The 26,037-nt window shown below is 57.9% G+C and carries 22 protein-coding genes; 15 read left to right on the top strand and 7 right to left on the bottom strand.

The annotated features are described in order from the left end of the window. The 7 genes from lpxD to accA all read left to right on the top strand — a co-directional run bounded on the left by lpxD (nt 1) and on the right by accA (nt 8,693). Nucleotides 1-1,020, top strand: a complete 1,020-nt coding sequence (lpxD, locus tag AAHA39_RS05895) for a UDP-3-O-(3-hydroxymyristoyl)glucosamine N-acyltransferase (protein ID WP_005343790.1) — start codon at nt 1-3, stop codon at nt 1,018-1,020. A gap of 24 nt (nt 1,021-1,044) precedes the next feature. Beyond that, nucleotides 1,045-1,506 (top strand): 3-hydroxyacyl-ACP dehydratase FabZ, encoded by a 462-nt coding sequence (fabZ, locus tag AAHA39_RS05890; RefSeq protein ID WP_005338559.1) that lies wholly within the window; start codon nt 1,045-1,047, stop codon nt 1,504-1,506. 5 nt (nt 1,507-1,511) lie between these two features. Then, entirely contained in the window at nt 1,512-2,303 is a 792-nt protein-coding gene (gene lpxA, locus AAHA39_RS05885) for an acyl-ACP--UDP-N-acetylglucosamine O-acyltransferase (RefSeq protein WP_320656715.1), read from the top strand. Then, the gene (gene lpxB / locus AAHA39_RS05880; RefSeq protein WP_320656716.1) at nt 2,296-3,435 is read left to right on the top strand and encodes a lipid-A-disaccharide synthase; all 1,140 of its coding nucleotides are present in this window, start codon (nt 2,296-2,298) and stop codon (nt 3,433-3,435) included. Before lpxA ends, lpxB begins: the two co-directional genes overlap by 8 nt. A 153-nt stretch (nt 3,436-3,588) precedes the next feature. Then, entirely contained in the window at nt 3,589-4,179 is a 591-nt protein-coding gene (gene rnhB, locus AAHA39_RS05875; protein ID WP_042030268.1) for a ribonuclease HII, read from the top strand. A 68-nt stretch (nt 4,180-4,247) separates the two neighbouring features. Further along, a complete protein-coding gene (gene dnaE, locus AAHA39_RS05870) occupies nt 4,248-7,727 on the top strand; it encodes a DNA polymerase III subunit alpha (RefSeq protein ID WP_320656723.1) in 3,480 nt (1,159 codons plus the stop codon). A gap of 15 nt (nt 7,728-7,742) precedes the next feature. Next, complete coding sequence (gene accA, locus AAHA39_RS05865; protein WP_033116084.1) at nt 7,743-8,693, top strand: acetyl-CoA carboxylase carboxyl transferase subunit alpha; 951 nt, start codon at nt 7,743-7,745, stop codon at nt 8,691-8,693. A 155-nt stretch (nt 8,694-8,848) separates the two neighbouring features. On the opposite strand, the gene AAHA39_RS05860 is transcribed toward accA, so the two are convergent. After that, nucleotides 8,849-9,031 (bottom strand): DUF3545 family protein, encoded by a 183-nt coding sequence (locus AAHA39_RS05860; protein WP_005338547.1) that lies wholly within the window; start codon nt 9,029-9,031, stop codon nt 8,849-8,851. 159 nt (nt 9,032-9,190) lie between these two features. Continuing rightward, on the bottom strand, nt 9,191-10,141 hold the full coding sequence (gene tal, locus AAHA39_RS05855; protein WP_320656717.1) for a transaldolase: 951 nt from the start codon (nt 10,139-10,141) through the stop codon (nt 9,191-9,193). A gap of 711 nt (nt 10,142-10,852) precedes the next feature. On the opposite strand from tal, the gene AAHA39_RS05850 reads away from it, so the two are divergent. Continuing rightward, nucleotides 10,853-12,283, top strand: coding sequence for an alanine/glycine:cation symporter family protein (locus tag AAHA39_RS05850; protein WP_041208088.1), 1,431 nt, complete (start codon nt 10,853-10,855; stop codon nt 12,281-12,283). Nucleotides 12,284-12,354: 71 nt separating this feature from the next. On the opposite strand, the gene AAHA39_RS05845 is transcribed toward AAHA39_RS05850, so the two are convergent. The 3 genes from AAHA39_RS05845 to AAHA39_RS05835 are packed head-to-tail and all read right to left on the bottom strand — an operon-like array spanning nt 12,355 to nt 16,212. Further along, nucleotides 12,355-14,325, bottom strand: a complete 1,971-nt coding sequence (locus tag AAHA39_RS05845; protein WP_320656718.1) for a transglutaminase TgpA family protein — start codon at nt 14,323-14,325, stop codon at nt 12,355-12,357. After that, nucleotides 14,312-15,295 carry a DUF58 domain-containing protein gene (locus tag AAHA39_RS05840; RefSeq protein WP_320656719.1) on the bottom strand — a complete coding sequence of 328 codons (984 nt, stop codon included), beginning with the start codon at nt 15,293-15,295 and terminating at the stop codon, nt 14,312-14,314. The genes AAHA39_RS05845 and AAHA39_RS05840 overlap by 14 nt, the downstream gene beginning before the upstream one ends. Further along, on the bottom strand, nt 15,292-16,212 hold the full coding sequence (locus tag AAHA39_RS05835) for an AAA family ATPase (RefSeq protein ID WP_320656720.1): 921 nt from the start codon (nt 16,210-16,212) through the stop codon (nt 15,292-15,294). The genes AAHA39_RS05840 and AAHA39_RS05835 overlap by 4 nt, the downstream gene beginning before the upstream one ends. Nucleotides 16,213-16,424: 212 nt before the next feature. On the opposite strand from AAHA39_RS05835, the gene ampC reads away from it, so the two are divergent. The 7 genes from ampC to dtpB all read left to right on the top strand — a co-directional run bounded on the left by ampC (nt 16,425) and on the right by dtpB (nt 24,889). Beyond that, nucleotides 16,425-17,573, top strand: coding sequence for an FOX/MOX family class C beta-lactamase (gene ampC / locus AAHA39_RS05830; RefSeq protein WP_320656721.1), 1,149 nt, complete (start codon nt 16,425-16,427; stop codon nt 17,571-17,573). 294 nt (nt 17,574-17,867) lie between these two features. After that, the gene (locus tag AAHA39_RS05825; protein ID WP_342690005.1) at nt 17,868-19,040 is read left to right on the top strand and encodes an MdtL family multidrug efflux MFS transporter; all 1,173 of its coding nucleotides are present in this window, start codon (nt 17,868-17,870) and stop codon (nt 19,038-19,040) included. 18 nt (nt 19,041-19,058) lie between these two features. Next, entirely contained in the window at nt 19,059-20,030 is a 972-nt protein-coding gene (gene yidZ / locus AAHA39_RS05820) for an HTH-type transcriptional regulator YidZ (protein WP_041208095.1), read from the top strand. A 415-nt stretch (nt 20,031-20,445) separates the two neighbouring features. Next, nucleotides 20,446-20,796 (top strand): Bor/Iss family lipoprotein, encoded by a 351-nt coding sequence (locus tag AAHA39_RS05815; protein ID WP_320657281.1) that lies wholly within the window; start codon nt 20,446-20,448, stop codon nt 20,794-20,796. A gap of 19 nt (nt 20,797-20,815) precedes the next feature. Continuing rightward, a complete protein-coding gene (locus AAHA39_RS05810; RefSeq protein WP_139396303.1) occupies nt 20,816-21,763 on the top strand; it encodes a hypothetical protein in 948 nt (315 codons plus the stop codon). Between the two features lie 174 nt (nt 21,764-21,937). Then, entirely contained in the window at nt 21,938-22,903 is a 966-nt protein-coding gene (yidZ, locus tag AAHA39_RS05805; protein ID WP_041208097.1) for an HTH-type transcriptional regulator YidZ, read from the top strand. A gap of 480 nt (nt 22,904-23,383) precedes the next feature. Further along, nucleotides 23,384-24,889 (top strand): dipeptide/tripeptide permease DtpB, encoded by a 1,506-nt coding sequence (gene dtpB, locus AAHA39_RS05800; RefSeq protein WP_201909547.1) that lies wholly within the window; start codon nt 23,384-23,386, stop codon nt 24,887-24,889. Nucleotides 24,890-24,945: 56 nt separating this feature from the next. Here the strand turns inward: dtpB and ruvX are convergent, their stop codons facing one another. Together ruvX and AAHA39_RS05790 are read right to left on the bottom strand one after the other, a co-directional pair. After that, complete coding sequence (ruvX, locus tag AAHA39_RS05795; protein WP_033116074.1) at nt 24,946-25,368, bottom strand: Holliday junction resolvase RuvX; 423 nt, start codon at nt 25,366-25,368, stop codon at nt 24,946-24,948. A 41-nt stretch (nt 25,369-25,409) separates the two neighbouring features. Beyond that, nucleotides 25,410-25,964 carry a YqgE/AlgH family protein gene (locus AAHA39_RS05790; protein WP_043849418.1) on the bottom strand — a complete coding sequence of 185 codons (555 nt, stop codon included), beginning with the start codon at nt 25,962-25,964 and terminating at the stop codon, nt 25,410-25,412. Nucleotides 25,965-26,037 lie beyond the last annotated feature (73 nt).

Genomic DNA, 26,037 nt, shown 5'->3' with positions numbered 1-26,037 from the left:
ATGGCATTTACTCTCGCACAGCTGGCCCAGCAACTGGGGGCCCAGGTCCATGGCGACGGAACCCTGGAAATCCGCAAGGTAGCGACACTGGAAAAGGCCGGGGAGGGTGAGATTACCTTCCTGTCCAACAAGAAGTACCGCTCTTATCTGGAGCAGAGCAAGGCGACTGCCGTGCTTATCACAGAGGCGGATCTCCCTTTCTGTCCCACCAATGCACTGGTGCTCAAGGATCCATACGTGGGTTTTGCCCGGGTAGCCCAACTGCTGGATACTACCCCGCAGCCGGCAATGGATATCCATCCGAGTGCCGTCATCGCAGCCGACGTCCAGCTGGGTGAGAGAGTGGCCATCGGTGCCAATGCAGTGATCGAATCCGGCGTTGTGCTGGGTGACGATGTCCGCATTGGCCCGGGTTGTTTCGTTGGCAAGAATACCCGGCTGGGAGCTCGCTCCCGGCTGTGGGCCAACGTCACCCTCTATCACAATGTGACCATGGGTACCGACTGTCTGGTTCAATCCGGTACTGTGATCGGTGCCGATGGTTTCGGTTATGCCAACGAACGTGGCGAGTGGATCAAGATCCCCCAGCTCGGCGGCGTGACTATTGGCAACCGGGTCGAGATCGGTGCCTGCACCACCATCGACCGCGGTGCGCTGGAAGATACCCGCATCGCTGACAACGTCATCATCGACAATCAGTGCCAGATCGCCCACAACGTCGAGATCGGCTACGGCACCGCCGTGGCGGGCTCCACCGTGATGGCAGGTAGTCTCAAGGTCGGCAAATACTGTATCATTGGCGGCGCTTCCGTCTTTAACGGGCATATGGAGATCTGCGACCAGGCCACCGTTACCGGTATGGCCATGGTGATGCGACCCATTACCGAGCCCGGTGTCTACTCTTCCGGCATCCCTCTGCAAACCAATAAAGAGTGGCGCAAGACCGCCGCCCGGGTGATGCGTATCGAAGAGATGCACAAGCGGTTAAGCAAGCTTGAGAAGAAGCTGGATCAAGAATAATCACGATTGGTATAGGGTACTGTTTTGACTACTGAAAAGAAGAGCCTGGGCATCCAGGAAATCATGGATCTGCTGCCCCACCGTTATCCGTTCCTGATGGTGGATCGTGTAGACGACTACGAGATCAGCGATGAGCGCAAAACCCTGCGCGCCATCAAGAACGTCTCCTTCAACGAGCCGATCTTCCAGGGGCACTTCCCGGCCAAGCCGGTGTTCCCGGGCGTACTGATCCTCGAAGCGATGGCGCAGGCCACCGGTATCCTGGCCTTTACCATGGTGGGCAAGCCGTCCCCCAATGAACTCTATTACTTTGCCTCAATCGACAACGCTCGTTTCAAGCGTCCGGTCGGCCCCGGTGACCAGCTGGTGCTCGACGTGGAGTTCCTGAAAGAGCGTCGCGGTATTGCCAAGTTCACCGGTGTCGCCACCGTCGACGGTGAAGTGGTCTGTACCGCCGAGCTGATGTGCGCCAAACGCGAGGTTTAACACACGTGATCGACCAGACTGCCACCATTCACGATACTGCTATCGTCCATGAGTCTGCCGTGATCGGTAAAGGGGTTGAAATCGGCCCCTTTTCTGTCATCGGCGCCGAGGTAGAAATCGGCGACAACACCTGGGTGGGCTCCCACGTTGTGATCAAGGGCCCGACCAAGATTGGTCGCGGCAACAAGATCTTCCAGCACACCTCCATCGGTGAGGATTGCCAGGACAAGAAGTACGCCGGCGAGCGCACTTTCCTCGAGATTGGCGACAACAACGTCTTTCGCGAGAACTGCACCGTGCACCGTGGCACCATCCAGGATCAGAGCCTGACCAAGGTGGGCTGCGGTAACCTGTTCATGGTCAACGTTCACGTTGCCCACGACTGCATCATCGGTGACAACTGCATTTTCGCCAACAACGCGACCCTGGCGGGCCACGTGGTGATCGGCGATTTCGTGATCTTCGGCGGTCTCTCTGCCATTCACCAGTTTGGCCGTGTCGGTTCCCACGCCTTCGTCGGTGGCTGTGCCGCCCTGAACAAGGACGTGCCGCCCTACGTGATGGCCGCCGGTAACTACGCCAAGCCGTTCGGGGTAAACTCCGAAGGTCTGCGTCGCCGCGGTTTCAGCGCCGATGCTATCTCCGCCGTCAAGCGTGCCTACAAAGAGATCTTCCGCTCTGGCAAGACCATCGAAGAGGTGCTGCCGGTGCTGATCGAGATGGCGCAAGCCGAGCCGGCCGTCCAGCTCTATGTGGACTTCCTCAAAGACAACGAGCGCGGGATCATCCGTGCCTGATCCGGTTCGTATCGGTATCGTCGCCGGAGAGGTCTCCGGCGACATTCTGGCTGCCGGTCTGGTGCGCGAGCTGCAAGTCCGCTACCCGGACGCGCAGTTTGAAGGGATCGCCGGGCCGCGCATGCAGGCTCTGGGCGTCAAGGCCCTGTTCGAGATGGAAGAGCTCTCCGTCATGGGGATCACCGAGGTGCTGGGCCGTCTGCCGCGTATCCTCAAGGTTCGTCGCGAACTGCTGCGCCACTTCATCGCCAATCCGCCCGATATCTTCATCGGTGTGGATGCACCGGATTTCAATATCGGGGTGGAGCTGAAACTGCGCCGCGCCGGTATCAAGACGGTTCACTATGTCAGCCCCTCGGTGTGGGCATGGCGTCAGAACCGCATTCACAAGATCAAGGGCGCCACCGACATGGTGCTCGCCTTCCTGCCGTTCGAGAAAGCCTTCTACGACCGCTTCGAGGCCCCTTGCCGTTTTGTTGGCCACACCATGGCGGATGACATTCCGCTGGTGCCGGATCAGGCTGCCGTGCGTCGCAAGCTGGGTATCGATGCCAACCGCCGCTGGTTGGCGGTACTGCCGGGCAGCCGCACGGCGGAAGTGGGCTTTATGTCCCCTCTGTTTCTCGAAGCGTGCAAACACCTGACGGTGCGCTATCCGGATCTCGGCTTCATCGTGCCGCTGGTCAACCAGAAACGACGTGAGCAATTCATGGCTATCAAGGCCGAAGTGGCGCCGGATCTCGAGATGGTGCTGCTGGAAGGGCAGGGCCGCGAGGCGATGATCGCAGCCGATGTGGTGATGCTCGCCTCCGGCACCGCAGCGCTCGAAGCCATGCTGGTGAAAAAGCCGATGGTGGTGGGTTACAAGCTCAAGCCCTTCAGCTACTGGCTGGCCCAGCGGCTGGTGAAGACCGAATTTGTCTCCCTGCCCAACCTGCTGGCCGGGCGCATGCTGGTGCCGGAACTCATCCAGCACGAGTGCACCCCGGAGAATCTGGTGGAAGAGGTGAGCAAATATTTCGAGCACGACAACAGTGCGCTGGTCAACACCTTCACCGAGCTCCATCAACTCATTCGCTGCAACGCCGATCTGCAGGCTGCCGAGGCGGTAGCAGAGTTGCTCGGCAGGTAGCAGCGGTAGGTTCGATTAGCCGCGCTGCGGCGTAATCGGACGATCGCGTCACTGTGTCACCGAACGCTCACCTAACTAATAGATGCCCAGGGAACGTTCGAATACGCTTCGCTATTCGAACCTACCTTCCTTGTTTTGATTCAAGGCTACAAGATGATGATCGATATTCCTGACGACAAGCTGGTTGCCGGTGTGGACGAAGTGGGCCGCGGCCCGCTGGTGGGTGACGTGGTCACCGCCGCGGTCATTCTCGACCCGGCCAATCCGATTGCCGGGCTGGCGGATTCCAAGAAGCTCTCCGAGAAGAAGCGACTCGCCCTGTTTGATGAGATCAAAGAGAAGGCGCTGGCCTTCGCTATCGGCCGCGCCACCCCGGAGGAGATCGACGAGCTCAACATCCTGCATGCTACCATGCTGGCGATGCAGCGCGCCGTAGCGGGGCTGAAGGTGACCCCCGAGCTGGTCTTTATCGATGGCAACCGCTGCCCGGCTCTGCCGATGGAGGCGCGTGCCGTGGTCAAGGGCGATAGTCTGGTGGCCGCCATCAGCGCCGCCTCGATCCTCGCCAAGGTGACCCGTGATGCGGAGATGACCGAGCTGGACAGCCGTCACCCCGAGTACGGTTTTGCCCGCCACAAGGGTTATCCGACTGCGGAGCACCTCGCCATTCTGGCCGAGCGCGGCCCACTGCCGGAGTATCGCAAAAGCTTCAAGCCGGTGCGCCGCGCACTGGGGCTCGAATAATCCATGCTGATCTGTCAGAACGATTTCTGCCTTGGCTGGTTCTGCTTGCGTAATGAGAGGGCATGACGATGGCTGACCCCCGTTTTATCCATTTGCGAGTCCACACCGACTTCTCCATGGTGGATGGACTGCAGAAGATCAATCCCATCGTCGGGGCTGCCGCGGCCGACAACATGCCGGCAATTGCCCTGACCGACCAGATGAACATGTGCGGTCTGGTGCGCTTCTATGGTGCCGCCCACGGCAAGGGGATCAAACCCATCGTCGGCGCCGACCTCTGGGTTCAGAGTGACGAGCTTGGCGACGAACAGTTCCGCCTCACCCTGCTTGCCATGGACAACGAGGGCTACCAGAACATCACCCTGCTCATCTCCCGCGGTTATCAGCGCGGCCATGTGCAGGGGCGTCCGGTCATCGACAAGGCCTGGCTTGCCGAACACGCCAAGGGGGTGATCGTCCTCTCCGGCGGGCGTGAGGGGGATGTGGGCAAGTTCCTGCTCAAGGGTAACCGCCAGATGACCGAGCAGTGTGTCGCCTTCTATCAGACCCACTTCCCGGATGCCTATTACCTCGAGCTGCTGCGCACCGGCCGCTCTGACGAGGAGGTCTATCTGCACATGGCGGTGGCCATTGCCACCGAGTTCGAGCTGCCGGTAGTGGCCACCAACGAGGTTGTGTTCCTCAACGCCGATGACTTCGACGCCCACGAGATCCGGGTCGCCATCCACGATGGCTATACCCTGATGGACAAACGCCGTCCCCGTCGCTACAGCCCGCAGCAGTACCTGCGCAGTCAGGAGGAGATGTGCGAGCTCTTTGCCGACATCCCCGAGGCGCTGGAGAATACGGTGGAGATCGCCAAACGCTGCAACGTGACGGTGCGTCTTGGCGAATATTTCCTGCCCAACTTCCCGACCGGCGACATGACCACCGAAGATTTTCTGGTGGCCAAATCGAAAGAGGGTCTGGAGGAGCGTCTCGAGTTCCTGTTCCCGGATCCGGCGGTGCGGGCCGAGCGCCGTCCCGAGTATGATGAGCGTCTCGATATCGAGCTGAAAGTAATCAACCAGATGGGGTTCCCGGGTTACTTCCTCATCGTGATGGAGTTTATCCAGTGGTCCAAGGACAACGGTATTCCCGTTGGCCCGGGCCGGGGTTCGGGTGCGGGCTCTCTGGTGGCCTACGCCCTCAAGATCACCGACCTCGACCCGCTGGAATTTGACCTGCTGTTCGAACGTTTCCTCAACCCCGAGCGGGTATCCATGCCCGACTTCGACGTCGACTTCTGCATGGATCGGCGCGACGAGGTGATCGAGCACGTCTCCGATATGTACGGTCGGGAGGCGGTGTCGCAGATCATCACCTTCGGCAGCATGGCGGCCAAGGCGGTGGTGCGGGACGTGGGCCGGGTGCTGGGCCACGCCTACGGTTTTGTCGATCGCATCTCCAAGCTGATCCCGCCGGATCCCGGCATGACGCTGGCCAAGGCGTTCGAGGCCGAGCCCAAGCTGCCCGAGCTCTACGAGCAGGATGAGGAGGTCAAAGACCTCATCGACATGGCCCGCCGCTTGGAAGGGGTAGTGCGCAACGCCGGTAAACACGCCGGTGGCGTGGTGATCGCGCCCACCAAGATCACCGACTTTGCGCCGCTCTACTGCGATGACGAGGGTCATCACCCGGTCACCCAGTTCGACAAGAACGACGTGGAATACGCCGGTCTGGTGAAGTTCGACTTCCTCGGTCTGCGAACGCTCACCATCATCGACTGGGCGCTCGGCATGATTAACCCGCGTCTTGCCAAAGAGGGCAAGCCGCCGGTCGACATCGCCGCCATCCCCATCGATGACAAGCGCTCGTTCGATCTGCTGCAGCGCTACGAGACCACAGCGGTATTCCAGCTTGAATCCCGCGGCATGAAGGACCTCATCAAGCGGCTGCAGCCCGACTGCTTCGAAGACATGATCGCACTGGTGGCCCTGTTCCGACCGGGCCCGCTCCAGTCAGGCATGGTGGATAACTTCATCGACCGTAAACACGGTAATGAAGCTATCTCCTACCCGGATGAGAAGTGGCAGCACGAGAGCCTCAAGCCCATCCTTGAGCCTACCTACGGCATCATCCTCTATCAGGAGCAGGTGATGCAGATTGCCCAGACGCTGGCGGGCTACACGCTCGGTGGCGCGGACATGCTGCGTCGGGCGATGGGTAAGAAAAAGCCCGAGGAGATGGCCAAGCAGCGAGCCGGTTTCGAAGAGGGCGCCATCAAAAATGGCGTCGACGGCGAACTGGCGATGAAGATCTTCGATCTGGTGGAGAAGTTTGCGGGCTACGGCTTCAACAAGTCGCACTCCGCCGCCTATGCGCTGGTCTCCTACCAGACCCTCTGGCTCAAGACCCACTTCCCGGCCGAGTTCATGGCGGCGGTCATGACCGCCGATATGGACAACACCGACAAGATCGTGACCTTGGTGGACGAGTGCCAGCGGATGGGGCTGACCGTGATCCCGCCTGATGTGAACACCGGCCGCTATCGCTTCTCGGTCAACGAAGACGGTCACATTGTCTACGGTATCGGCGCGGTGAAGGGGGTGGGTGAAGGCCCCATCGACGCGATTCTGGACGCGCGGGATCGGGATGGCCCGTTCCGCGATCTGTTCGACTTCTGCAACCGGGTCGACATCAAGAAGCTCAACAAGCGGGTGATGGAGAAGCTTATTCTCTCCGGTGCCATGGATCGGCTCGGCCCCCACCGAGCTGCCCTGATGGCGACCCTGGAAGAGGCGATGCGCGCCGCCGAGCAGCATGCCAAAGCGCAGGCTGTGGGGCAGGTCGACATGTTCGGCGTGCTTACCGAAGAGATTGACGACGTCAAGAAGGCGTTCGCCAATGTGCCGCACTGGCCTGACAAGGTGTGGCTGGAAGGGGAGCGCGAGACCCTCGGGCTCTATCTCACCGGCCACCCCATCAACCAGTACAGCGGCGAGCTGCGTCGTTATACGTCGGGCCGGTTGTGCGATCTGCATCCTACTTCCCGCGATACGGTGACCACGGCGGCGGGGCTGGTGATTGCCGCCCGCAGCATGGTGACCAAGCGCGGCAACAAGATGGGGATCTTCACTCTGGACGACCGCTCCGGCCGTCTCGATGTGACACTTTTCAGCGAAGCGCTGGAAAAGTACGAAGAGTTGATGCAAAAAGACCGTATTTTGGTGGTTTCTGGACAGGTCAGCTTTGATGACTTCTCCGGTGGCCTTAAAATGTCGGCCCGTGAATTACTGGATATCAACGATGCGAGGGAGCGTTTTGCCAGAGCAATTCGCATCTCCCTTGATGAACAGCGTATCGATGATCGCTTTTTTCCGCGTTTGTGCGAGATTTTGGAGCCCGCCCGTGCCGGAGTCTGTCCGGTTCAGGTAAACTATCGTCGCCCCGGTTCCCGGGTGCGATTGACGCTCGGTACCGAGTGGCGGGTGACGCCCACCGATCAACTGTTAGATGACTTGCGCGTCCTGCTTGGGCGAGAGCGGGTCGAGTTGGTTTTTGATTAGAGGTTCTAAGGCCCTATGAGTCTTTTTCTGGATTTTGAACAGCCGATTGCCGAGTTGCAGGCGCAGATTGATGAACTCAAACATGTGAGTGAAGGCAATCGTGCCGTGGATCTTAAAGACGAGATCCATCGGCTGGAGAAGAAAAACGAAGAGCTGACCAAGAAGATCTTCGGTGATCTGGGTGCCTGGCAGGTATCCCAGATGGCGCGTCATCCCCAGCGCCCTTACACCCTCGACTACCTCGAGCACATCTTCACCGATTTTGACGAGCTGGCTGGCGATCGCGCCTATGCCGACGACAAGGCCATCGTCGGCGGTATCGCCCGTCTCGACGGCGAGCCGGTGATGGTGATTGGTCACCAGAAGGGTCGCGAGACCAAGGAGAAGATCAAGCGTAACTTCGGCATGCCGCGCCCGGAAGGGTACCGCAAGGCCCTGCGCCTGATGGAGATGGCCGAGCGCTTCAAGATGCCGATCATCACCTTTATCGACACTCCGGGCGCCTACCCGGGCGTGGGTGCCGAGGAGCGTGGCCAGTCCGAAGCGATTGCCCGCAACCTGAAGGTGATGGCCGGTCTGACCGTGCCGGTAGTCTGCACCGTGATCGGTGAAGGCGGCTCCGGCGGCGCACTGGCCATCGGCGTGGGTGACCGCGTCAACATGCTGCAGTACTCCACCTATTCCGTCATCTCGCCGGAAGGGTGCGCTTCCATCCTGTGGAAGAGTGCCGACAAGGCCTCCGTGGCGGCCGATGCGATGGGCATCACTGCCCAGCGCCTGAAAGAGCTCAAGCTCATCGACTCCATCGTCGAGGAGCCGCTTGGTGGCGCTCACCGCGATGTCGCCAAGATGGCCAAAAACCTCAAGGCGCGCATCAAGCAGGATCTGGATGCCCTGCGCCCGCTCGATAGCGAGCAGCTGCTGGAGCAGCGTTACCAGCGTCTGCTGGGCTACGGCTACTGCTAAGTCCACTTGCTCTGCTCTGCACCAAGCCCCCGTCGATACGGGGGCTTTTGTTTTATGGCCCTTTAACAAGCAGTCAGGCGTGTTTCTGAACGCCGGTTGGAGGCAACAAAAAAGCGCCCCGGGTGAGCGGGGCGCTTTTACCAAGATTGGCTCGATTACAGCTCAATCTCGTCGGTCAGACCTTCATAGGCGATATCGATTGATTGCAGCTCCTTCTGCAGGCGGTGCTTGTCTTTCAACGCCTCAATCTCGCGCCATTTGCGTTTTTTTCCCGTTGTCCCGCGGCTACGTGAACCGAGCTCAACTACCTCGTCATAATCGAAGTTGAACATTTCCATGGCTCCCTCCTTGGTTTTTATCGTTTTCACCATCCGTATAACATAACGAGGTTGAAAATAAAACGTTTTCGTTACAGCTCTATGACCGTGCTAAAAGTCGGGTACAAAAAAACCGGGCTCCCCTGAGAGGGCCCGGTTTTTCGTAGAAAAATTAACCGATTACAGGCGGCCAGCCAGCATGGTTTCCAGCTTGCCCTGGTCGATGGCAAACATGCGGATACCTTCACCCAGCTTCTCGTGAGCCATGGCGTCCTGGTTCAGTTCCCAGCGGAATTCGGCCTCGGTCATCGGGGTCGGTTTCGCTTTGCGCTCGCCGGTGTAGTCCAGCTTGCGTACCACAGCGCCTTCAGCCTTGCTCAACTCTTCCAGCAGGGCCGGGCCAATGGTCAGACGGTCGCAGCCTGCCAGCTCCAGGATCTCGCCGGTGTTGCGGAAGCTGGCGCCCATGACCACGGTCGGGTAGTCGTGCTGCTTGTAGTAGTTGTAGATGGAGGTAACGGAGACCACGCCCGGATCTTCGCTGGCGGTGTAATCACGGCCATTTTTGGCTTTGTACCAGTCGAGGATGCGGCCCACGAACGGGGAGATCAGGAAGGCGCCGGCTTCGGCACAGGCGCGAGCCTGGGCGAAGGAGAACAGCAGGGTCAGGTTGCACTGGATACCCTCTTTCTCCAGCACTTCGGCGGCACGGATCCCTTCCCAGGTGGAGGCCAGTTTGATCAGGATGCGGTCGTTGTTGATGCCGGCTTCGTTGTAGAGACGGATCAGTTTGCGGGCCTTGGCGATGCTGGCGTCGGTATCGAAGGAGAGACGGGCATCCACTTCGGTGGAGATCCGGCCCGGAACGATCTTCAGCACTTCCAGACCGATGTTGACTGCCAGCTTGTCGCCCGCGTCGATGATTTGCTGTGCCTTGTCCTGGCTCTGGGATTTGGCCCACTTGATGGCATCTTCGATCAGCGGTGCGTACTCGGGGATCTCGGAGGCTTTCAGTACCAGAGAGGGGTTGGTTGTGGCGTCGATGGGCTGATAGCGTTTGATCGCTTCGATATCGCCGGTGTCGGCAACAACAGTGGTCAGGGCTTTCAGCTGGGTTAATTTATCGGCCATAGCGAATGTCATCTCTTAATGAGGGAGTAATCCCTGGGTTGCGGGCTTGAGACGGTGGTTCTGAAATAAAATTACAGGATCTTGATGCCTCAGGCTCAGAAAAGCGCGATGGGTATGACCCATCATCATTGCCTGCCTAATTAATACTTATGTGGTGCTTCCTGCAATAGGGGCACTTGGCTGTTAAATATTCAGGCTGTTGAGAAGTTCCGTTTTAATGCACAAAACATACTGATTAATAAGGTTTTTTATATTTTTCGGCGGACTGTTTCCGGTTTGCCGCCAAGCCATTTTTTTTAGCCAATATTCATATTTGCGTGGCCGATCACATAAATTATTGAGTTGCGCACTTGAAATTTTCTTACAGCGAAAACGTTTTGCGAAATATCCCCTCTTGAAAGGCGTTTCATGCAAGCGTTTGCCTGTTTCTGACGGAGAGAAATAGGCCGGCAGAAAAATACTCCTATGGAGCTATATTCGCGTTTGTCTGATTAAATTATTGGATTTGTTGAAAGTTTGCGATTTAAATGGAGCTTTAGTGGCGTTTTCCGTTCGTTTTTTGTGTCCAGCGTGATCGGGATCACTATTCCGGGTTCTTCCGCTGTGCTAGATTCCGCCCCTTTAGCGACACGATAATTAAACAACAGACAGAAAGCGGCCTGTGTACGCAGATTTGCACTGGCCATGGATGTGAATAACAACGAGAGAATTATGGACACCTTGATTGCGATGCTAAACGACCTGATGTGGGGAGCCGTGCTCATCTACCTGCTCATCGGGGTCGGTATCTTCTTCACCTTCCGCCTGGGTTTTATCCAGATCCGCCACTTCGGCCACATGTTCTCCGTGCTGAAAAACAGCCGCAAATCGGACAACGCCGGCATCTCCTCCTTCCAGGCACTCTGCACCAGCCTTGCCGCCCGGGTCGGTACCGGCAATCTGGCCGGTGTGGCCGTTGCCATCTATCTGGGTGGCCCCGGTGCCATCTTCTGGATGTGGCTGATCGCCTTTATCGGCATGTCGACCGCCTTCGTCGAAAGCACTCTGGCCCAGCTCTACAAGGTCAAGGATGAGGATGGCAACTACCGTGGCGGCCCTGCCTACTACATGGAGAAGGGGCTTGGCATGCGCTGGATGGGGGTGCTCTTTTCGCTCTGCCTCATTCTGGCGTTTGGTCTGGTGTTCAATGCGGTGCAGGCCAACTCCATCAGTCTGGCGATGAAGGTGGCCTTCGGCATTCCTGACTGGGTCAGCGGTCTGGCACTGGTGGCGCTCTCCGGTCTCATCATCTTCGGCGGCATTCGCGGTATCGCCCGTTTTGCCGAGCTGGTGGTACCCTTTATGGCACTGGCCTACATCCTGCTGGCGCTGGTCATCGTGGCCATGAACATCAGCGAGCTGCCCCACGTGATGATGCTGATCTTCAAATCTGCCTTCGGCATTGAGCAGGCAGGTTCGGGGGCGCTCGGCTATGCCATCTCCCAGGCGATGATCAACGGTATCAAGCGCGGTCTCTTCTCCAACGAAGCGGGGATGGGCTCGGCTCCCAACGCAGCGGCTACTGCCACGCCCTATCCGCCGCACCCGGCCTCACAGGGTTATGTGCAGATGCTGGGGGTCTTTATGGACACCATCATCATCTGCACCTGTACCGCAGCCATCATTCTGATGTCAGGCCAGTTTGAGCCGGGCTCCGGCGTGACCGGGGTGGAGCTGACCCAGCGTGCGCTCTCCTCCCAGATTGGTCATGGCGGCAATATCTTCATCGCGGCGGCCATCTTCTTCTTCGCCTTTACCTCCATCGTGGCGAACTACTCCTATGCCGAGACCAACCTGGTGTTCCTCGAGCACAACCACAAGGGCGGCCTGATGCTGTTCCGGATGTTTGTGCTGGGGATGGTGATGTTCGGCTCGGTAGGAGAGTTGCCGACCGTCTGGGCGATGGCGGATGTCTCCATGGGGCTGATGGCCATCGTCAACCTGGTGGCCATCCTGCTGCTCTCCGGCGTTGCCATCAAGCTGGCGAAGGATTACAACGATCAGCTCAGGCTGGGCAAGGTGCCTACCTTTGATGCCAACAAGTACCCCGAGATCCGCTCCCAGCTGGAAGAGGGTATCTGGGATAATCCCGTCAAAAAGTAATCCGTGTTGCATGATGTGCAAGAGAGGGGAGCCGGTGGCTCCCCTCTCTTTTTATGCCTTGTGTGATGCGCTTATGGCTGGCGATCCCAGCTCTGGCAAATCTGGCGCACTCGCCGTTTCAGCTGTCGCAGGCAGCGTTTCTGCTGATGGGGGGTGAGCGGCCCATAACGCCAGCGCCGGTAGAGCCAGGCCGCCTGCAGCAAGGGGCGGGATAGAGCGGGGCGCAGCGTTGCCAGTCGTTCACACCACTGGCCCAGCGTCTCGCCCGCTTGCACTGTGCAGCCGGCCGCGTTGCCCCGGCGCAGCAGTGGCTGCCAGATCCGCAGGGTTGCGGGTTCACGGGCAGGCCAGAGGAGCGGCAGGCTGACCATCAGAGCGACCAGCAGCAAACTGAGCAGGATAAGCCAGGGGATCTGCCCGGCCAGCGATGGCCAGCGCAGCACAACCTGTTGCCAGAGCTGGCTGGCATCGTGTCCCAATACCCAGCGGCTCCACTGGTAGTCGAGATTGTTGCCCCACCAGCGCAACTGGTTGAGCAGGGCCCAGCTGCGATAGCGCTGCAAAGAGAGGGGGTCGGCGGCGGCAAACTGCTCGCCTAGCGCCTGCGCCATATTGCCCTCGATCCGCTCCGGTGCGACGGCTGCGGTCGGGTCGATGCGCTGCCAATGCTTCTGCCGGTCGAGATACTCCACCCAGGCGTGGGCATCGAACTGGCGGACTGCCAGATAGCTGCCCTGCGGATTCCACTCGCCACCGAGGTAGCCGGTAACCAGTCGTGCCGGAATACCGGCTGCCCGCAGCACAAAGGTAGTTGCCATGGCGTAGTGGCCACAAAATCCCCGCCGGGTATCGAACAGAAAATCGTCCACCCCATCCGGGCCCAGTCGTGGTGGCGTCAGGGTATAGGTGTAAGGCTGGTTGCGAAATCGGGCCATCAGGGCGCCGACCAGCGCGCTCGGTTCGGGATAACGGGTGGCAAGCTCCCGGGCATAGGCCCGCGCCTGCGGGTTGCCTTCGGCAGCTAGCTGGAGATTACGCTGCCGTTCACGCTCCGTAGCGTCGGGGAGCGTCGCTGTGCTTGCCCGATAGCGGATGGCCAGCTCGTTGCTCCCCTGTCGATAGAGGGTCGCGATCGGAGTGGTTTGTACCGGCCCCGCCACCACACGGGGCGCCGTCATGGCGAAGGCCCAGCGATGGCGCTGCGGCTCGGCGAGCACCTCATAGCTCCCCGCGGGCAGGGGGCTATCTGACAACGTGGATGTCACGTTCAGCAAGGGGACTGTTTGCTGCCATCTTTTCACCTCGGCGCTCAGTTGCCAGCGCCGTCCGTCAAAATACTCCTGCCGCATAACTGGAAAGTAGCGCTCCTGCGCCGGCGGCGGGCCATCGGCAAAGGTGACGCGAAACACCAGCTCGGAGGAGCTGACCAGCTCGTTGATGTCGCCGGGGGCCACCTCTTCCGAGAGGCCTGTCAGGGCTCGACTTGCGGTCGGCATCTGCCAGAGTGGTGGCAACCTTGGCAGCACGATAAAGAGGGTCAGCAGCAGGGGAAGGGCGAGCAGCATTGCGCCGCCTGCGCTGCGCCATGGGTGCTTCTGCTGCGGGGCCGCGGCATTGACCAGTGCCGTGACCGCCAGCCAGAGCGAGAGTGCCAGCAACAGCGCCCAGCCGATGCTCTGGCGCTGCACCAGTGCCAGCGCAATCAGAAAGAAGGCGAGCAGCAGCACCTGTTCGACATCCCGATCGCGCCTAACCTCGATGAGCTTGAGGCTATAGCCGAGCCAGAGCAGGTTGACCAGCGCGGGCAGGGTGCCCAATCCCCGCCACTGCAGCAGGAGCATCAGCAAACAGCCGATGGCCAGTATCGCCAGCACTCGTGCCGGTGGAGGCCGCCATCCGCGCCACAGCATCATGGCGCGGGTAAACAGGGTGATGGCGCCCACCGCCATGACCCATAGCTGTAGCTGGGGCCAGAGTGCGGCAATGATCAGCAGCTGTTGCAGGGCGATGAGGGGCAGCAGGCGCCGGTTATCGAGCAGCATCCGTTCTGCCCTCGTCTGCCGGGTTATCCAGTTGCGCCAGTGCCAGCAGGCAGCGCTGCACAAATGCGGGGCCACTATCAGGCCCCAACGTCTCCCGGGCCAGCGTCAGGGAGAAGGGAAGCCCCTGTTTGCCATAGTTGCAGCACCACCAGGCGAGTACCGCTAACCGCTGCTCCAGATTGCCGACAGCTACCCGCGACAGAGTGAGATGGCGGCCAGCCCGATGCGGCTCACAAAACTGTTTGCTGAGCAGGCCGCGCCCCTGTGCCAGCTGTTTCCAGGCGATCCGGCTCATGGCTTCACCCTGCTGGTGAACCCGAAGAGTATCAAAGTCGCCAATGGCGGCTGGCAACATATCCCCCTGCTGTTCGTCGGCTGTGGTGCTCTCACCTTCCCGCAGCGGGCCATAGACAGCCTTGGGGTAGACCCACCCTTCCAGTTGCAGATCCGGCAACGACCAGCAGCGAAAGAGGCCGAGGGGATAGCGGCTCTCGACTTTAAGCCGGCCAAGGGGGAGGCGACCGCGGCGCCGACCTGTGACCGGCAACAGCAGGTCGAGGGGCGTGGAGCCTATCTCGGCCTGCCAGAGCACGCCGTCACCCAGGGTGAACTGAACGCCGTAGAGCGGGCGCGGGCTCTGTACCCGTATTCTGATGGGGAGCTGGCTGCCCGCCTCGCCGGTAGCTGTGGGCCCGCCCATCAAGGCCAGACCCAGCAGGTTGCGATGGGTGAGCCACATGGCCGTCATAAACAGGCTGCCGAGGCAGTAGGCGACCAGCAGCACCAGATTGTTCTGGTAGTTGGTGCCGAGCAGGTAGATGGCAAGCAGTACCAGCAGATAGAGCAACCCCATGCGGGTGGGCAGGATGAAGAGGCTGCGCGGCCCCAGCGTGATCTGGCGTGCCGGAGGGATGCGGCGATCAAGCCAGCGCAGCTGCCAGCGATCCCTTAGCCGGCGCCAGTCAGTCATGGCCGATCCGGATCGACGCTGGCCAGCAGCCGCTGGCTCAGGGGGCAGGCTTCGCCGTGCTGCACGCCAAAGCTGCCCCGCAGCCGATGCTCCGCCACATAGGGAAAGACCGCCTGCACATCCTCCACCGTGACGAAGCGTCGTCCGGCCACCAGCGCCCAAGCCCGGCTCACCGCCAGCAGGGTCTGGGCCGCCCGGGGGGAGAGGGGCTGTGGCAGCTCGCCATCAAAGCGGCTCTGCTGTACCAGTGCCAGCAGGTAGTCGAGGGTGGCATCCGAGAGGTGAATGGCCTCGGCTTCGGTTTGCAACAGGGCCTGGGCATCGGCGTCCAGCAGGCAGGGGAGAGGCTGGCTCAGCTGCTGGCCGCGCAGCAGTCTGCGCTCCGTCTCGCGAGGAGGAAAACCGAGTGAAAGCCGCACGGCAAAGCGGTCGAGCTGGGATTCGGGCAGGGGATAGGTACCCGCCTGATCGGCCGGGTTCTGGGTGGCGATGACGAAGAAGGGTGTTGGCAGCGGGTGAGTGTGGCCCTCGATGCTCACCTTCTGCTCGGCCATCGCCTCCAGCAGCGCGCTCTGCACCTTGGGGCTGGCGCGGTTGATCTCGTCGGCCAGCAGCACCTGGGTGAAGATGGGGCCGGGGTGAAAGGTGAAGTGCTGCTGGCGGGGATCAAAGATCTGCAGGCCCAGCAAATCGGCGGGTAGCAGATCGGCGGTAAACTGCATCCGGCGGCAGCTCAGTCCCAATACCTGTGCCAGCGCCTGAGCCAGAGTGGTCTTGCCCATGCCGGGCAGATCCTCGATCAGCAGGTGGCCACGGGCCAGCAGGGTGACCAGTGCAACCTTGAGCTGCAGCGGTTTACCCAGAATCACCTGTTCCAGCGCTCTCAGCACCGCCGTGATCTGTTCCTGTGATTTCACTATTCCTCCCGCTTTCGGCTTGTCCGTATCTTGCTTCTCTCTTTTGGCACCTACAGCTTATACGCGAGTCGCTCTGGTAGGGCTCAGTACGCCGTAAAACCATTGAAATGGCCCATTTTTTCAATGACTTCACACCGACTTCACAGTTGTTCACGCTCAGCTCACCAAGCGTCCTTATGATGCACTTCTCAACTCACCACAAGACAGATGTCATGAAACAACCAACAACTCTTTCGCGGTTGGCGCTGGGTTCCCTGCTGATCTCTTCATTCGCTTCTGCCGCGCAGGATGTTCCGCTCGCTACCATCGTGGACGGCACCATTCAACCCGTGCTCAAGGAGTACCGGATCCCGGGAATGGCGGTTGCTGTACTGAAAGATGGCAAGGCCCACTATTTCAACTATGGCGTTGCCAACCGGGAGAGCGGTCAGCGCGTCAGCGAGCAGACCCTGTTTGAAATCGGCTCGGTCAGCAAGACCCTGACCGCTACCCTCGGTGCCTACGCCGTGGTCAAGGGGGGCTTCAAGCTGGATGACAAGGTGAGCCAGCACGCAGCCTGGCTGAAAGGGTCTGCCTTCGATGGCGTAACCATGGCCGATCTTGCCACCTACAGTGCAGGCGGCTTGCCCCTGCAGTTCCCCGATGCGCTCGACTCGTCGGAGAAGATGCAAGCCTACTACCGCCAGTGGACGCCGCTCTTTGCCGCCGGTACCCAGCGGGAGTACTCCAACCCCAGCATAGGTCTGTTCGGCTATCTGGCTGCGAGCTCTCTGGGCCAACCCTTCGAGCAACTGATGAGCCAGACTCTGTTGCCGGGGCTAGGCCTTGCCCACACCTACCTCAAGGTGCCTGCGGCAGCCATGGGTGATTACGCCTACGGCTATGCCAAAGAGGAGAAACCGATCCGGGTCAATCCGGGAGTGCTGGCGGACGAGGCCTATGGCATCAAGACCAGCTCGGCGGATTTCATCAAGTTTGTCGAGGCCAACATGACCAAGCAGAGTGACGTCGTCATACAGCAGGCCATTGCCATGACTCACACCGGTTTCTTCTCGGTAGGAGAGATGACTCAGGGGCTGGGCTGGGAGAGTTATGCCTATCCTGTCACCGAGCAGGCGCTGCTGGCGGGCAACTCCTCGGCGGTGATTTACAATGCCAACCCGGTCAAACCTGTTGCCGCGTCCCAAGAGACGGGGGGGGCGCGACTCTACAACAAGACCGGCTCGACCAACGGCTTTGGTGCCTATGTTGCCTTTGTCCCGGCCAAGGGGATTGGCATCGTCATGCTGGCCAACCGCAACTATCCCAATGATGCCCGGGTCAAGGCGGCTTACGCCATTTTGAGCAAGCTGGCCGACTGATCACGGGGATAGCGTTTTACCGTAAGCAAGTGCGCCGGGATTGCCCGGCGCACTTTTTATCGCGTTTATTTTTACTCAGCTCATAGTTTTCTTCTGCCCGGCGGCTTGTCCATTCAGTTGCCTTAATCGCACATTGGCAGAAACAATATTTCCATTTTGGAATGTATCGATCGCCATCTCTTCACTAGGTGTGGTGGTAAGCCCCCCCTATAGTGCTCCGCATAGTCACTTGCTTGCCTGCTGTTTGCCGCGCTTTTGGCAGAACAGGGGCCAGATTTCTGTTACGGAGCCTCCATGAGAACTTTTCTGCTGTGCGCCTTTCTGATGATCATCCTCTATCCGGTCGGCATTGATCTCTATCTGGTCGCCGTCCCCCGGATTGCCGAGAGCCTGCAGGCCAATGAGGCGCAGATCCACACCGCCTTTTCCATTTATCTCTTTGGCATGGCTGCGACAGTCCTGCTGGGAGGCATGATTGCCGATCGTTATGGCCGTCGCCCCGTGGTGCTGGGCGGAGCCATCATCTTTCTTGCCGCCTCGCTGGTGGCAGCCCATTCAACCGATGTCACCCAGTTTTATCTGGGGCGATTCTGGCAGGGGGTCGGGGCGGGGGCACTCTATATCATGACTTTTACCGTGTTACGGGATGTGCTGAGCGAAGAGCGGCTGGCGATGGCCCTCTCCATGATCAACGGGGTTATCTGCGTCATTCCGGTACTGGCGCCGGTGTTGGGCTACCTCATCCTCTCCCGTTTTCAATGGCAGGGGATCTTCGTCACGATGGCTCTGGTGGCGGTATTGACCGGTCTGATCAACTTCTTGATGCTCAAGGAGACCCGGCCGGCAAACAGGCAGGAGAGCGCTGGAGGTTTGCCATTTGCCTTGTTGCGCTCCCCGCGCTTTATGCTGATTTCGCTGCTGACCAGCACCAGCGTGACCGCCATTCTGGTCTACGTCAGCGTCTCTCCCCTGATCCTGATGCAGGAGTATGGGTTCTCCCCCGAGCAGTACTCCGTCGTCATGATGGTGATGGCGGGAGTGAGCATGTCGACCTCCTTCCTGACGCCTCTGCTGTTGCGCTGGCTGGGCAAACAGCGAGTGCTGGCGATCTCCCACCTTGCCTATCTGATGGCGGCATGCCTGCTGCTGGGCAGCTGGTTGCGGGGCAATGATGTCGCACTGCTGCTGGCCGGCTTTGCACTGGTCTGTGTCGGCTTCTCCTGCGGCTTCGGGGTGGCCATGGGAAAAGCGCTGGATGGCTGCCAGCACAATGTGGCCTTCGCCAGCGCGGTGCTCTGCGTCATGCAGATCAGCCTGTCCGGCCTCTATATTTGGCTGACGGGGCAGCTGGGCTTTTCCCCGCTGGCTATGCTTTTCTGCTCCCTGCTGCTGACGTTGCTCAGTTACCTGGGAGTGAAAGGGCTGGTACCATGGCTTGCTGCTCGCGAAGCGCAATCGCGGGGATAAACGGGAATGAGGAGGGATATGCGTACGTTGGTTGAGCTCGATCTGAACCTGCTGATCGTCTTCAAGTATCTGATGCAGGAGCGCAGTGTCGCCGGTGCAGCCAAGAGGCTCTGCGTCACCCCGTCGGCGGTCAGCAAGGCGTTGGCCAAGCTGCGGGAGTGGTTTGACGATCCCCTCTTTGTCCGGGTACGACAGGGGCTGCAGCCGACCAATCTCTCCCTGACGCTGGAAGAGGAGCTCAAGGTCTGGTATCAGCTGACCGACAGCATCACCTCGCTCAACAGCGAGGCGATCCCTGATGGTGCCCGCTTCAGTCTGGTGATGGAGTCCCCCTTCTACATCAGCTTCCTGAGCGATCTGCCGATGACCATCTACGAAAAGTATCCCAACTCGGTGGTCAGGATGCTGGGTTGGGATCATCACTCGCTCAACGACATCGTCAATGGCGATGCCGATCTCGGTTTTTGTGCCCGGGAGACCTATTCCCGCTCCCGGGCCAAGGTAAACCGGCTGCCCTATTACATCGATCACGAAGTGCTGTTCAGCGATCGTCCAGTCGCTTTTCTGCGTAAGGATCACCCCCTGCTGCAGCAGAAGTGGTCGTTGGAGAATTTTCTGGCTTGTCCCCAGGTCAGCATGGTGTGGGAAGCGAATGATACCTGGGCTCTTGATAGTCTGTTGGAGGACGAGGGGCTGAAGCGGGAGGTGCCCATCATGGTCTCCAGCTTCGAGCAGGCGCTGCATATTGCCGCCCAGTCTAGTCACGAGCTTATCGCGGTGGCGCCCTCCTACTGCGGGGGGTATGCGGCCAGGCACCATGCCAACCTGATTGCCATGCCCTTGCCACTGCCGGAGAAACTCTATCAGCAGCTGGAGATCGCTTTTATCCTGCTCTGGCACAAGCGGCACAATCAGGATGCCAAGGTAATGTGGCTGCGCAACGAGATAAGGCGGCTCTACAATCGCGAGTCGGAACAATCGAATGGATAAAAACCGGAGCGTTTGCTCCGGTTTTTTTATGCGCGCTGAATAGCTGATACTGATAAAAATGTATTTATATTGATACATTATCTTAACACTGATTCCGTAATGGAACGTTCTGACTTCCTGTTTTGCTATAGACTCTATACCTCCCTCTGTTAGATACTGCCACTTATAATAAACGCCTCTGCATTGCACTGAAAATATTGTTTTCTGTGTATGCCAGAGGCTACGCAGTAATTACAACATTAATAATATTGGCTTTTTTGACATTATTACCCTGTTTTACATCTGGATGTTTATTCAGGGGAGCGTCTATTAGTATTTGAACTCTCATGAAGTAAATCATTACGACTTTTATTTTACCAGAGAAGCTCTATTTGACCCCTTGGTTATGGCAGTAAAGGTTCGATGTAGTTGGTGAGTGGAACTGAAAAAGGTTGTTTATATGATTAATTGCAAAACTATAATGGTCACCAGTTTATTGACCGTATTACTCTGTGGCTGTGCCAAGAATACTGTTCACTCTGATGGCTCACAGACTATTGCACTTAATAAAGGTGCGATTATCCATTCAGAAGAGATTACCAGCCATTTCTTCTTTTCTGATGTCGACTTCGGTCTAAATGACAAAATTGATGCAGCAGCTATTTGTCATGGTGTTGAAAATGTCGTGCAGATAGAGACAAAACGGGGATTTTGGGACTCTGTGTTTGGCAGTTTGAGCGCAGGCCTGTATGCGCCTCGTACGACAAGAATTGATTGCGCAGGATGACAAAGAGAGGAGACAAGGTGTGATGAAACTGAAGAGTATATTGTTGGTTGTGAGCTGTGTGGGGGCTTTGTATGGTTGTGGCGGTGGCTCCGAAGAATCCAAAGTCACTGTAGTAAAGCAGAGTAATCCAGACACTCCGCAACAATTGGTTAATATCGATGGTAAAATAACCCCCCACGATGTTAAAAACATCGATCCCAAGTCGGCCATTTTTTATAAGTCTGAACTAATAAATAGTGATAGTACATTAGGTTTGGCAGGTTTAGCTTTAAACTATAACTTTGGGTCAAGACAGAAATATAATTGGCAAGTTATGGTGGACGACGGTCAAATATTTAGTTCATGGTTTACTGGTTTTAATCAAGTAACCAAGGTGCCGGGCGAGCTGGTTGTGAATAGGGTGAGCAGAAGTCATAGCGCACCATCAGTCGAACAGAGCAGGCAAAAAATATCTATTGCATCCAATAAGTTGAGCATGGTTGATGAGGTGAAAAAGGCCACTAATGGGCTTAATTTATCTTTGATTGGGACGGCCAGTTATGCCAACTGGTCTGGTAAAATAAAGTTAACACCGATAGAAACCAGCCTTGTTAATACAGCCAGCTGGCATCCCAATAATGGGCTTGCAACCGATATGCTGGGGAATGTAGAGACTACCCGCAATGGGGATATGGTGACAGTTACCCTGGAGTTGCCTGCTGCCGGATGTACATTATTTGGCCGTAATAATGTACCACGCTCTCGTCGTGACATAATATATTTTAGTGGATTTGAACAATGCCAGTTTGACCCGGCAAAGGGGGCTAACTGGACGCCTAATGATTACTACAATAACGACGCGTTAGCCAAGGCCATGGATGGTGTGGTCGCTTATATGGCAACCTTTAAAAATGACGGGGGGGCAGAGATGCTGGTGATTGGTTTCCCGAATCTGGAAGGTCTCTTCTTTGTGGTGCCAAAGAGCTAGGCAAAGTTTGAGTCGTCACAAATCAGGTTGATGGCAGTACGGGAATTAGTCTCTTGCTGTTGAGGTTCAACGGCAAGCCATTCTATCGGCCCGTCATTACGCTGCGATGGCAAGCGTTATGACGGGCCGCTATTGTATCAAGGCAGCTATGGCTAATGCCTGACGAGAAGAGATATGCGTGCGCTCAAAGATCTTGATTTGAATCTGCTGGTGCTTTTCAAATACCTGCTGGCTGAGCGCAGTGTGGCCGGTGCGGCCAAGCTGCTCAATGTGACGCCTTCCACTGTGAGCAAGGGATTGGCCAAGTTGCGGGAGTGGTTTGCCGATCCGCTTTTTGTGAGAGGGCGCAGGGGGTTGCAACCTACCAATCTTGCCTTGACGTTGGGGGATGAGCTGGAACTCTGGTTCCAGCTTACCGGGGTGATCGCCTCGCTTAATCGTGATGCTATCCCCGATGGGGCTCGCTTCAGTCTGATGGTGCAATCCCCTTTCTATCTACTCAGTGACCTGCCCATCAAAATTCATGAAAAGTACCCCAACTCGATAGTCAAGATGCTGGCATGGAATCGCCACTCCCTTGGCGACCTTGTCAATGGCGACGCAGATCTGGGTGTCTGTGTGCGCGAAAGTTACGACCGCTCTCTGCTCAAACTGGGTAATCTTCCCTACTACATCGATCATGAAGAGCTCTTTTGCGACAGGCCCGTAGTCTTCCTGCGCAGAGATCATCCGCTGCTTCGGCAACTGTGGTCGCTGGAGAACTTTTTGGCCTGTTCCCATTGCAGCGTGGTGCTGGAGGTCAAAGAGACATGGAGTCTGGATATGTTGCTGGAGGATGAAGGGCTCAAGCGAAATGTATCCGTGATGGTATCCAGCTTTGAGCAGGCGCTGTATATGGCAGCCCAGTCGCAGCAGGAGCTTATTGCGGTTGCGCCCTCCTACTGCACCGCGTTTGCGGCCAAATATCATCCCAATCTCGTTACCTTGCCGCTACCTCTGCCCGAGCGCCTCTACAGCAAGCTGGAACTCACTTTTATTCTGCTTTGGCACAAGCGGCATAATCAGGACTCAAAGGTTAGGTGGTTACTGCAGGAGATAAGGCGGCTCTATCAGCGAGCGCCAGCCCGGGGGGCTACCTGAATTCAGCCGGCGGATCTGCGCCGGCTTTTTTGTGCCTGCCAGTTGTCCTGAGTCTGCGATAGCAGCACAGAGAGCCATTTGCTGTCGTTCAATACACAGAATTGAAGATAAATCACGTCTCGAGTGACACTCTTTGCAAGAGAATTTGTAATCCTGTTTCATTAGAAAACATCATGAAAGTCGGGTTTTAAAGTGTGATCAACCATTAAGTCAGTTAATTGCCAGTGACATAACATGCCTCACCTTGAAATGACGGGGCGTGCCCCCTTATTTCTGCTCGCCCCTTTGCGGTGCATCAGTGTCGCTTCTTGCCCCACTTAGCACCTTGAAGATGACGAATGAAACATCTGTTGCCAGATATCGAGCGGCGGCTTGCCGGCACAGGGCAAGGTCGCAGCCGGGTGGCTTGGCAGGTATTTCATTTCATGGGCTCACCGCCATCAGATTAATAACAATAAGCAGCTATCAAGGCAGGTTACTATGCGTCCAGCAACAGCACCGACCGGGTTGTTACAACAGCCCAAACCCTTCTTCATGATATTTTTTGTCGAACTCTGGGAGCGCTTCGGTTATTACGGCGTGCAGGGGATCCTGGCAGTTTTCTTTGTACAGCAACTGGGTTTTTCCCAGGAGCAGTCGTTTATCACCTTCGGCGCTTTCTCGGCGCTGGTGTATGGCCTTATCTCGATCGGTGGTTATGTTGGCGACCATATTCTCGGGACCAAGCGCACCATGGTGTTGGGGGCGGTTGTACTGGTTATCGGCTATTTCATGACCGGCATGTCGATTTACAATCCTGACCTGATTTTCTATGCGCTCGGTACCATCGCGGTCGGCAACTGCCTGTTCAAGGCCAACCCGGCCAGTCTGCTCTCCAAATGTTATGCCCCGAAGGATCCGCGGCTGGATGGTGCCTTTACCCTCTTCTACATGTCGATCAATATCGGCTCGCTTATCTCCCTGTCGCTGGCTCCGGTCATCGCCGATCACTACGGCTATACCGTCACCTACAACCTCTGCGGTGTCGGGCTGGTGATTGCGCTGCTCACCTTCTTTGCTTGCCGCAATATGGTGAAAGATATCGGCTCAGAGCCGGATCATCTGCCCCTCAACTACGGCAAGTTGCTGATGGTATTGGCTGGCTCGGTGGTCATGGTCTTCTTCTGTGCCTGGTTGATGCACCACGTGGTGATCGCCAACATGGTGCTGATGACGGTGACTATCGCCGTGGTAATTGTCTTTTTTCGCGAGGCGTTCAAGCTCGACAGCGTGGGTCGCAACAAGATGTATGTGGCCTTCGTGCTGATGCTGGAGGCGGTGCTCTTCTATGTGCTGTACGCCCAGATGCCGACTTCACTGAACTTCTTTGCCATCAACAACATGCATCACGAGATGCTGGGCATGAGCGTCAACCCGGTCAGCTTCCAGGCGCTCAACCCCTTCTGGGTGGTGGTTGGTAGCCCGGTGCTGGCGGTGATCTATACCCGGATGGGCAGCAAGGGGCGGGATCTCACCATGCCGCTCAAATTTACCCTCGGGATGTTCTTCTGCTCGCTCGGTTTCCTGACCGCCGCTGCTTCCGGCTGGTGGTTTGCCGATGAGCAGGGGCTCACCTCGCCCTGGTTTATGGTGCTTATTTACCTGTTCCAGAGTATCGGCGAGCTGATGATCAGTGCGCTGGGTCTGGCCATGGTGGCTGCACTGGTGCCGCAACGCCTGATGGGCTTTATCCTCGGGATGTGGTTCCTGACTCAGGCGATGGCATCGCTGCTCGGGGGCTATGTCGCCACCTTCACCGCCGTACCGCAAGGGGTCACGGATCCGCTGCTGACTTTGCCCATTTACACCGGCGTGTTTGGCAAGATTGGGATAGCGACCCTGATTATCGCCGTGGTGATGGGCCTGATGGTGCCATGGCTGAACCGGATGATGAACGCCGCACCGCAGGAGGAAGAGGGGTTGCTGGCGCCGCAGTCACAGGCGTGACGGGGAGAGAGATGCAAACAAGGCAGGGGCACATCCCCTGCCTTGTTGTTGATGGCTTAGTTGTACTGCTCTTCCATCCAGGCTTCAACGATCAGCTGCGCCGATACGCCGTCCACGCTGCCCTTCTCCAGCGCGCGATATCCACCCTGCTCGAAGAGGCGGGCACGGGCGTCCGTGGTGGTGAGTCGCTCATCCTTGAACTCGACCGGTTTGCCGAAGCGACCGTGCAGGCGATTGCCAAACTTGCGGGCACGAACCGTGATCTCCTGATCGGTGCCATCCATGTTCAGGGGCAGGCCGACAATGAGCAGATCCGGTTGCCACTCCTTGAGCAGCTTCTCGATTTCGTCCCAGTTGGGGATGCCGTCATTGGCCTTGAGGGCGCGCAAGGGACGGGCAGTGCCGGTCAGCTCCTGGCCGATGGCAACGCCAATGCTCTTGGTGCCGTAGTCAAAGCCCATGATACTGCGTGATGACATGAAAAAATCCTCGAAATACAACGCAATATGCGTCGCAGGGGTTAGCTGTGGCCGACATCGCTTGATAGGTGGATCGGGTTAACCCCGATGCTGGCCGCAGCTTGCTGCCACCGCTTGTGGATGGGGGTTTTGAATATAAGGTCAGGATTGGGAGGGATCACCAGCCAGGCGCCATCAACCAGCTCCTGTTCCAGCTGTCCGGCACTCCAGCCAGCGTAACCAAGTGCCACCAGCCAATGATCGGGAGCCTCACTCGTACCCAGGGTTTCCAGTATATCCTTTGAAGTGGTCACCATCATTTCGTCCCCCACCTGCATCGTGGAGCCGAAACCGGGGCGGAAGCTGTGCAGTACAAAGCCACGATCGGCGTGCACCGGCCCCCCTTGCACCACCGGCTGCTTGAGTTCCGCAACGGTCGGGGGAGTGAGCTTGAGCTGGGTCAGCATGGCCTCAACGGACATGTCGACCGGGATGTTGACGACCAGCCCCATGGCGCCCTCTTCGTTGTGTTCGCACAAGTAGACCAGCGAACGCTCGAAGTAGGGGTCCGAGAGGCTTGGCATGGCAAGAAGAAAGTGATTTTGCAGTGTTTGCATATGGGCCAGATATTGCAAAGGTATTTGCGGCAATTATGGCAGCTCGCCTCTGTGGGCAAAACCGCTTTTTATC

The sequence above is a fragment of the Aeromonas sp. SE22 genome (assembly GCF_038739755.1).
GTDB lineage: Bacteria > Pseudomonadota > Gammaproteobacteria > Enterobacterales > Aeromonadaceae > Aeromonas > Aeromonas jandaei.
The sequence above is the reverse complement of the archived record's forward strand: the minus strand, read 5'-3'. Positions and strand labels throughout refer to the sequence as shown.

Excerpts from the sequence above, each read along its gene's own strand:
- yidZ (WP_041208097.1), top strand. The coding sequence starts at position 21,938 with ATGCGTGCGCTCAAAGATCTTGATTTGAATCTGCTGGTGCTTTTCAAA.
- accA (WP_033116084.1), top strand. The coding sequence starts at position 7,743 with ATGAGTCTTTTTCTGGATTTTGAACAGCCGATTGCCGAGTTGCAGGCG.
- dnaE (WP_320656723.1), top strand. The coding sequence starts at position 4,248 with ATGGCTGACCCCCGTTTTATCCATTTGCGAGTCCACACCGACTTCTCC.
- AAHA39_RS05825 (WP_342690005.1), top strand. The coding sequence starts at position 17,868 with ATGAGAACTTTTCTGCTGTGCGCCTTTCTGATGATCATCCTCTATCCG.
- dtpB (WP_201909547.1), top strand. The coding sequence starts at position 23,384 with ATGCGTCCAGCAACAGCACCGACCGGGTTGTTACAACAGCCCAAACCC.
- lpxD (WP_005343790.1), top strand. The coding sequence starts at position 1 with ATGGCATTTACTCTCGCACAGCTGGCCCAGCAACTGGGGGCCCAGGTC.
- rnhB (WP_042030268.1), top strand. The coding sequence starts at position 3,589 with ATGATGATCGATATTCCTGACGACAAGCTGGTTGCCGGTGTGGACGAA.
- AAHA39_RS05790 (WP_043849418.1), bottom strand. The coding sequence starts at position 25,964 with ATGCAAACACTGCAAAATCACTTTCTTCTTGCCATGCCAAGCCTCTCG.
- AAHA39_RS05850 (WP_041208088.1), top strand. The coding sequence starts at position 10,853 with ATGGACACCTTGATTGCGATGCTAAACGACCTGATGTGGGGAGCCGTG.
- AAHA39_RS05845 (WP_320656718.1), bottom strand. The coding sequence starts at position 14,325 with ATGCTGCTCGATAACCGGCGCCTGCTGCCCCTCATCGCCCTGCAACAG.
- ampC (WP_320656721.1), top strand. The coding sequence starts at position 16,425 with ATGAAACAACCAACAACTCTTTCGCGGTTGGCGCTGGGTTCCCTGCTG.
- ruvX (WP_033116074.1), bottom strand. The coding sequence starts at position 25,368 with ATGTCATCACGCAGTATCATGGGCTTTGACTACGGCACCAAGAGCATT.
- AAHA39_RS05860 (WP_005338547.1), bottom strand. The coding sequence starts at position 9,031 with ATGGAAATGTTCAACTTCGATTATGACGAGGTAGTTGAGCTCGGTTCA.
- yidZ (WP_041208095.1), top strand. The coding sequence starts at position 19,059 with ATGCGTACGTTGGTTGAGCTCGATCTGAACCTGCTGATCGTCTTCAAG.
- tal (WP_320656717.1), bottom strand. The coding sequence starts at position 10,141 with ATGGCCGATAAATTAACCCAGCTGAAAGCCCTGACCACTGTTGTTGCC.
- AAHA39_RS05840 (WP_320656719.1), bottom strand. The coding sequence starts at position 15,295 with ATGACTGACTGGCGCCGGCTAAGGGATCGCTGGCAGCTGCGCTGGCTT.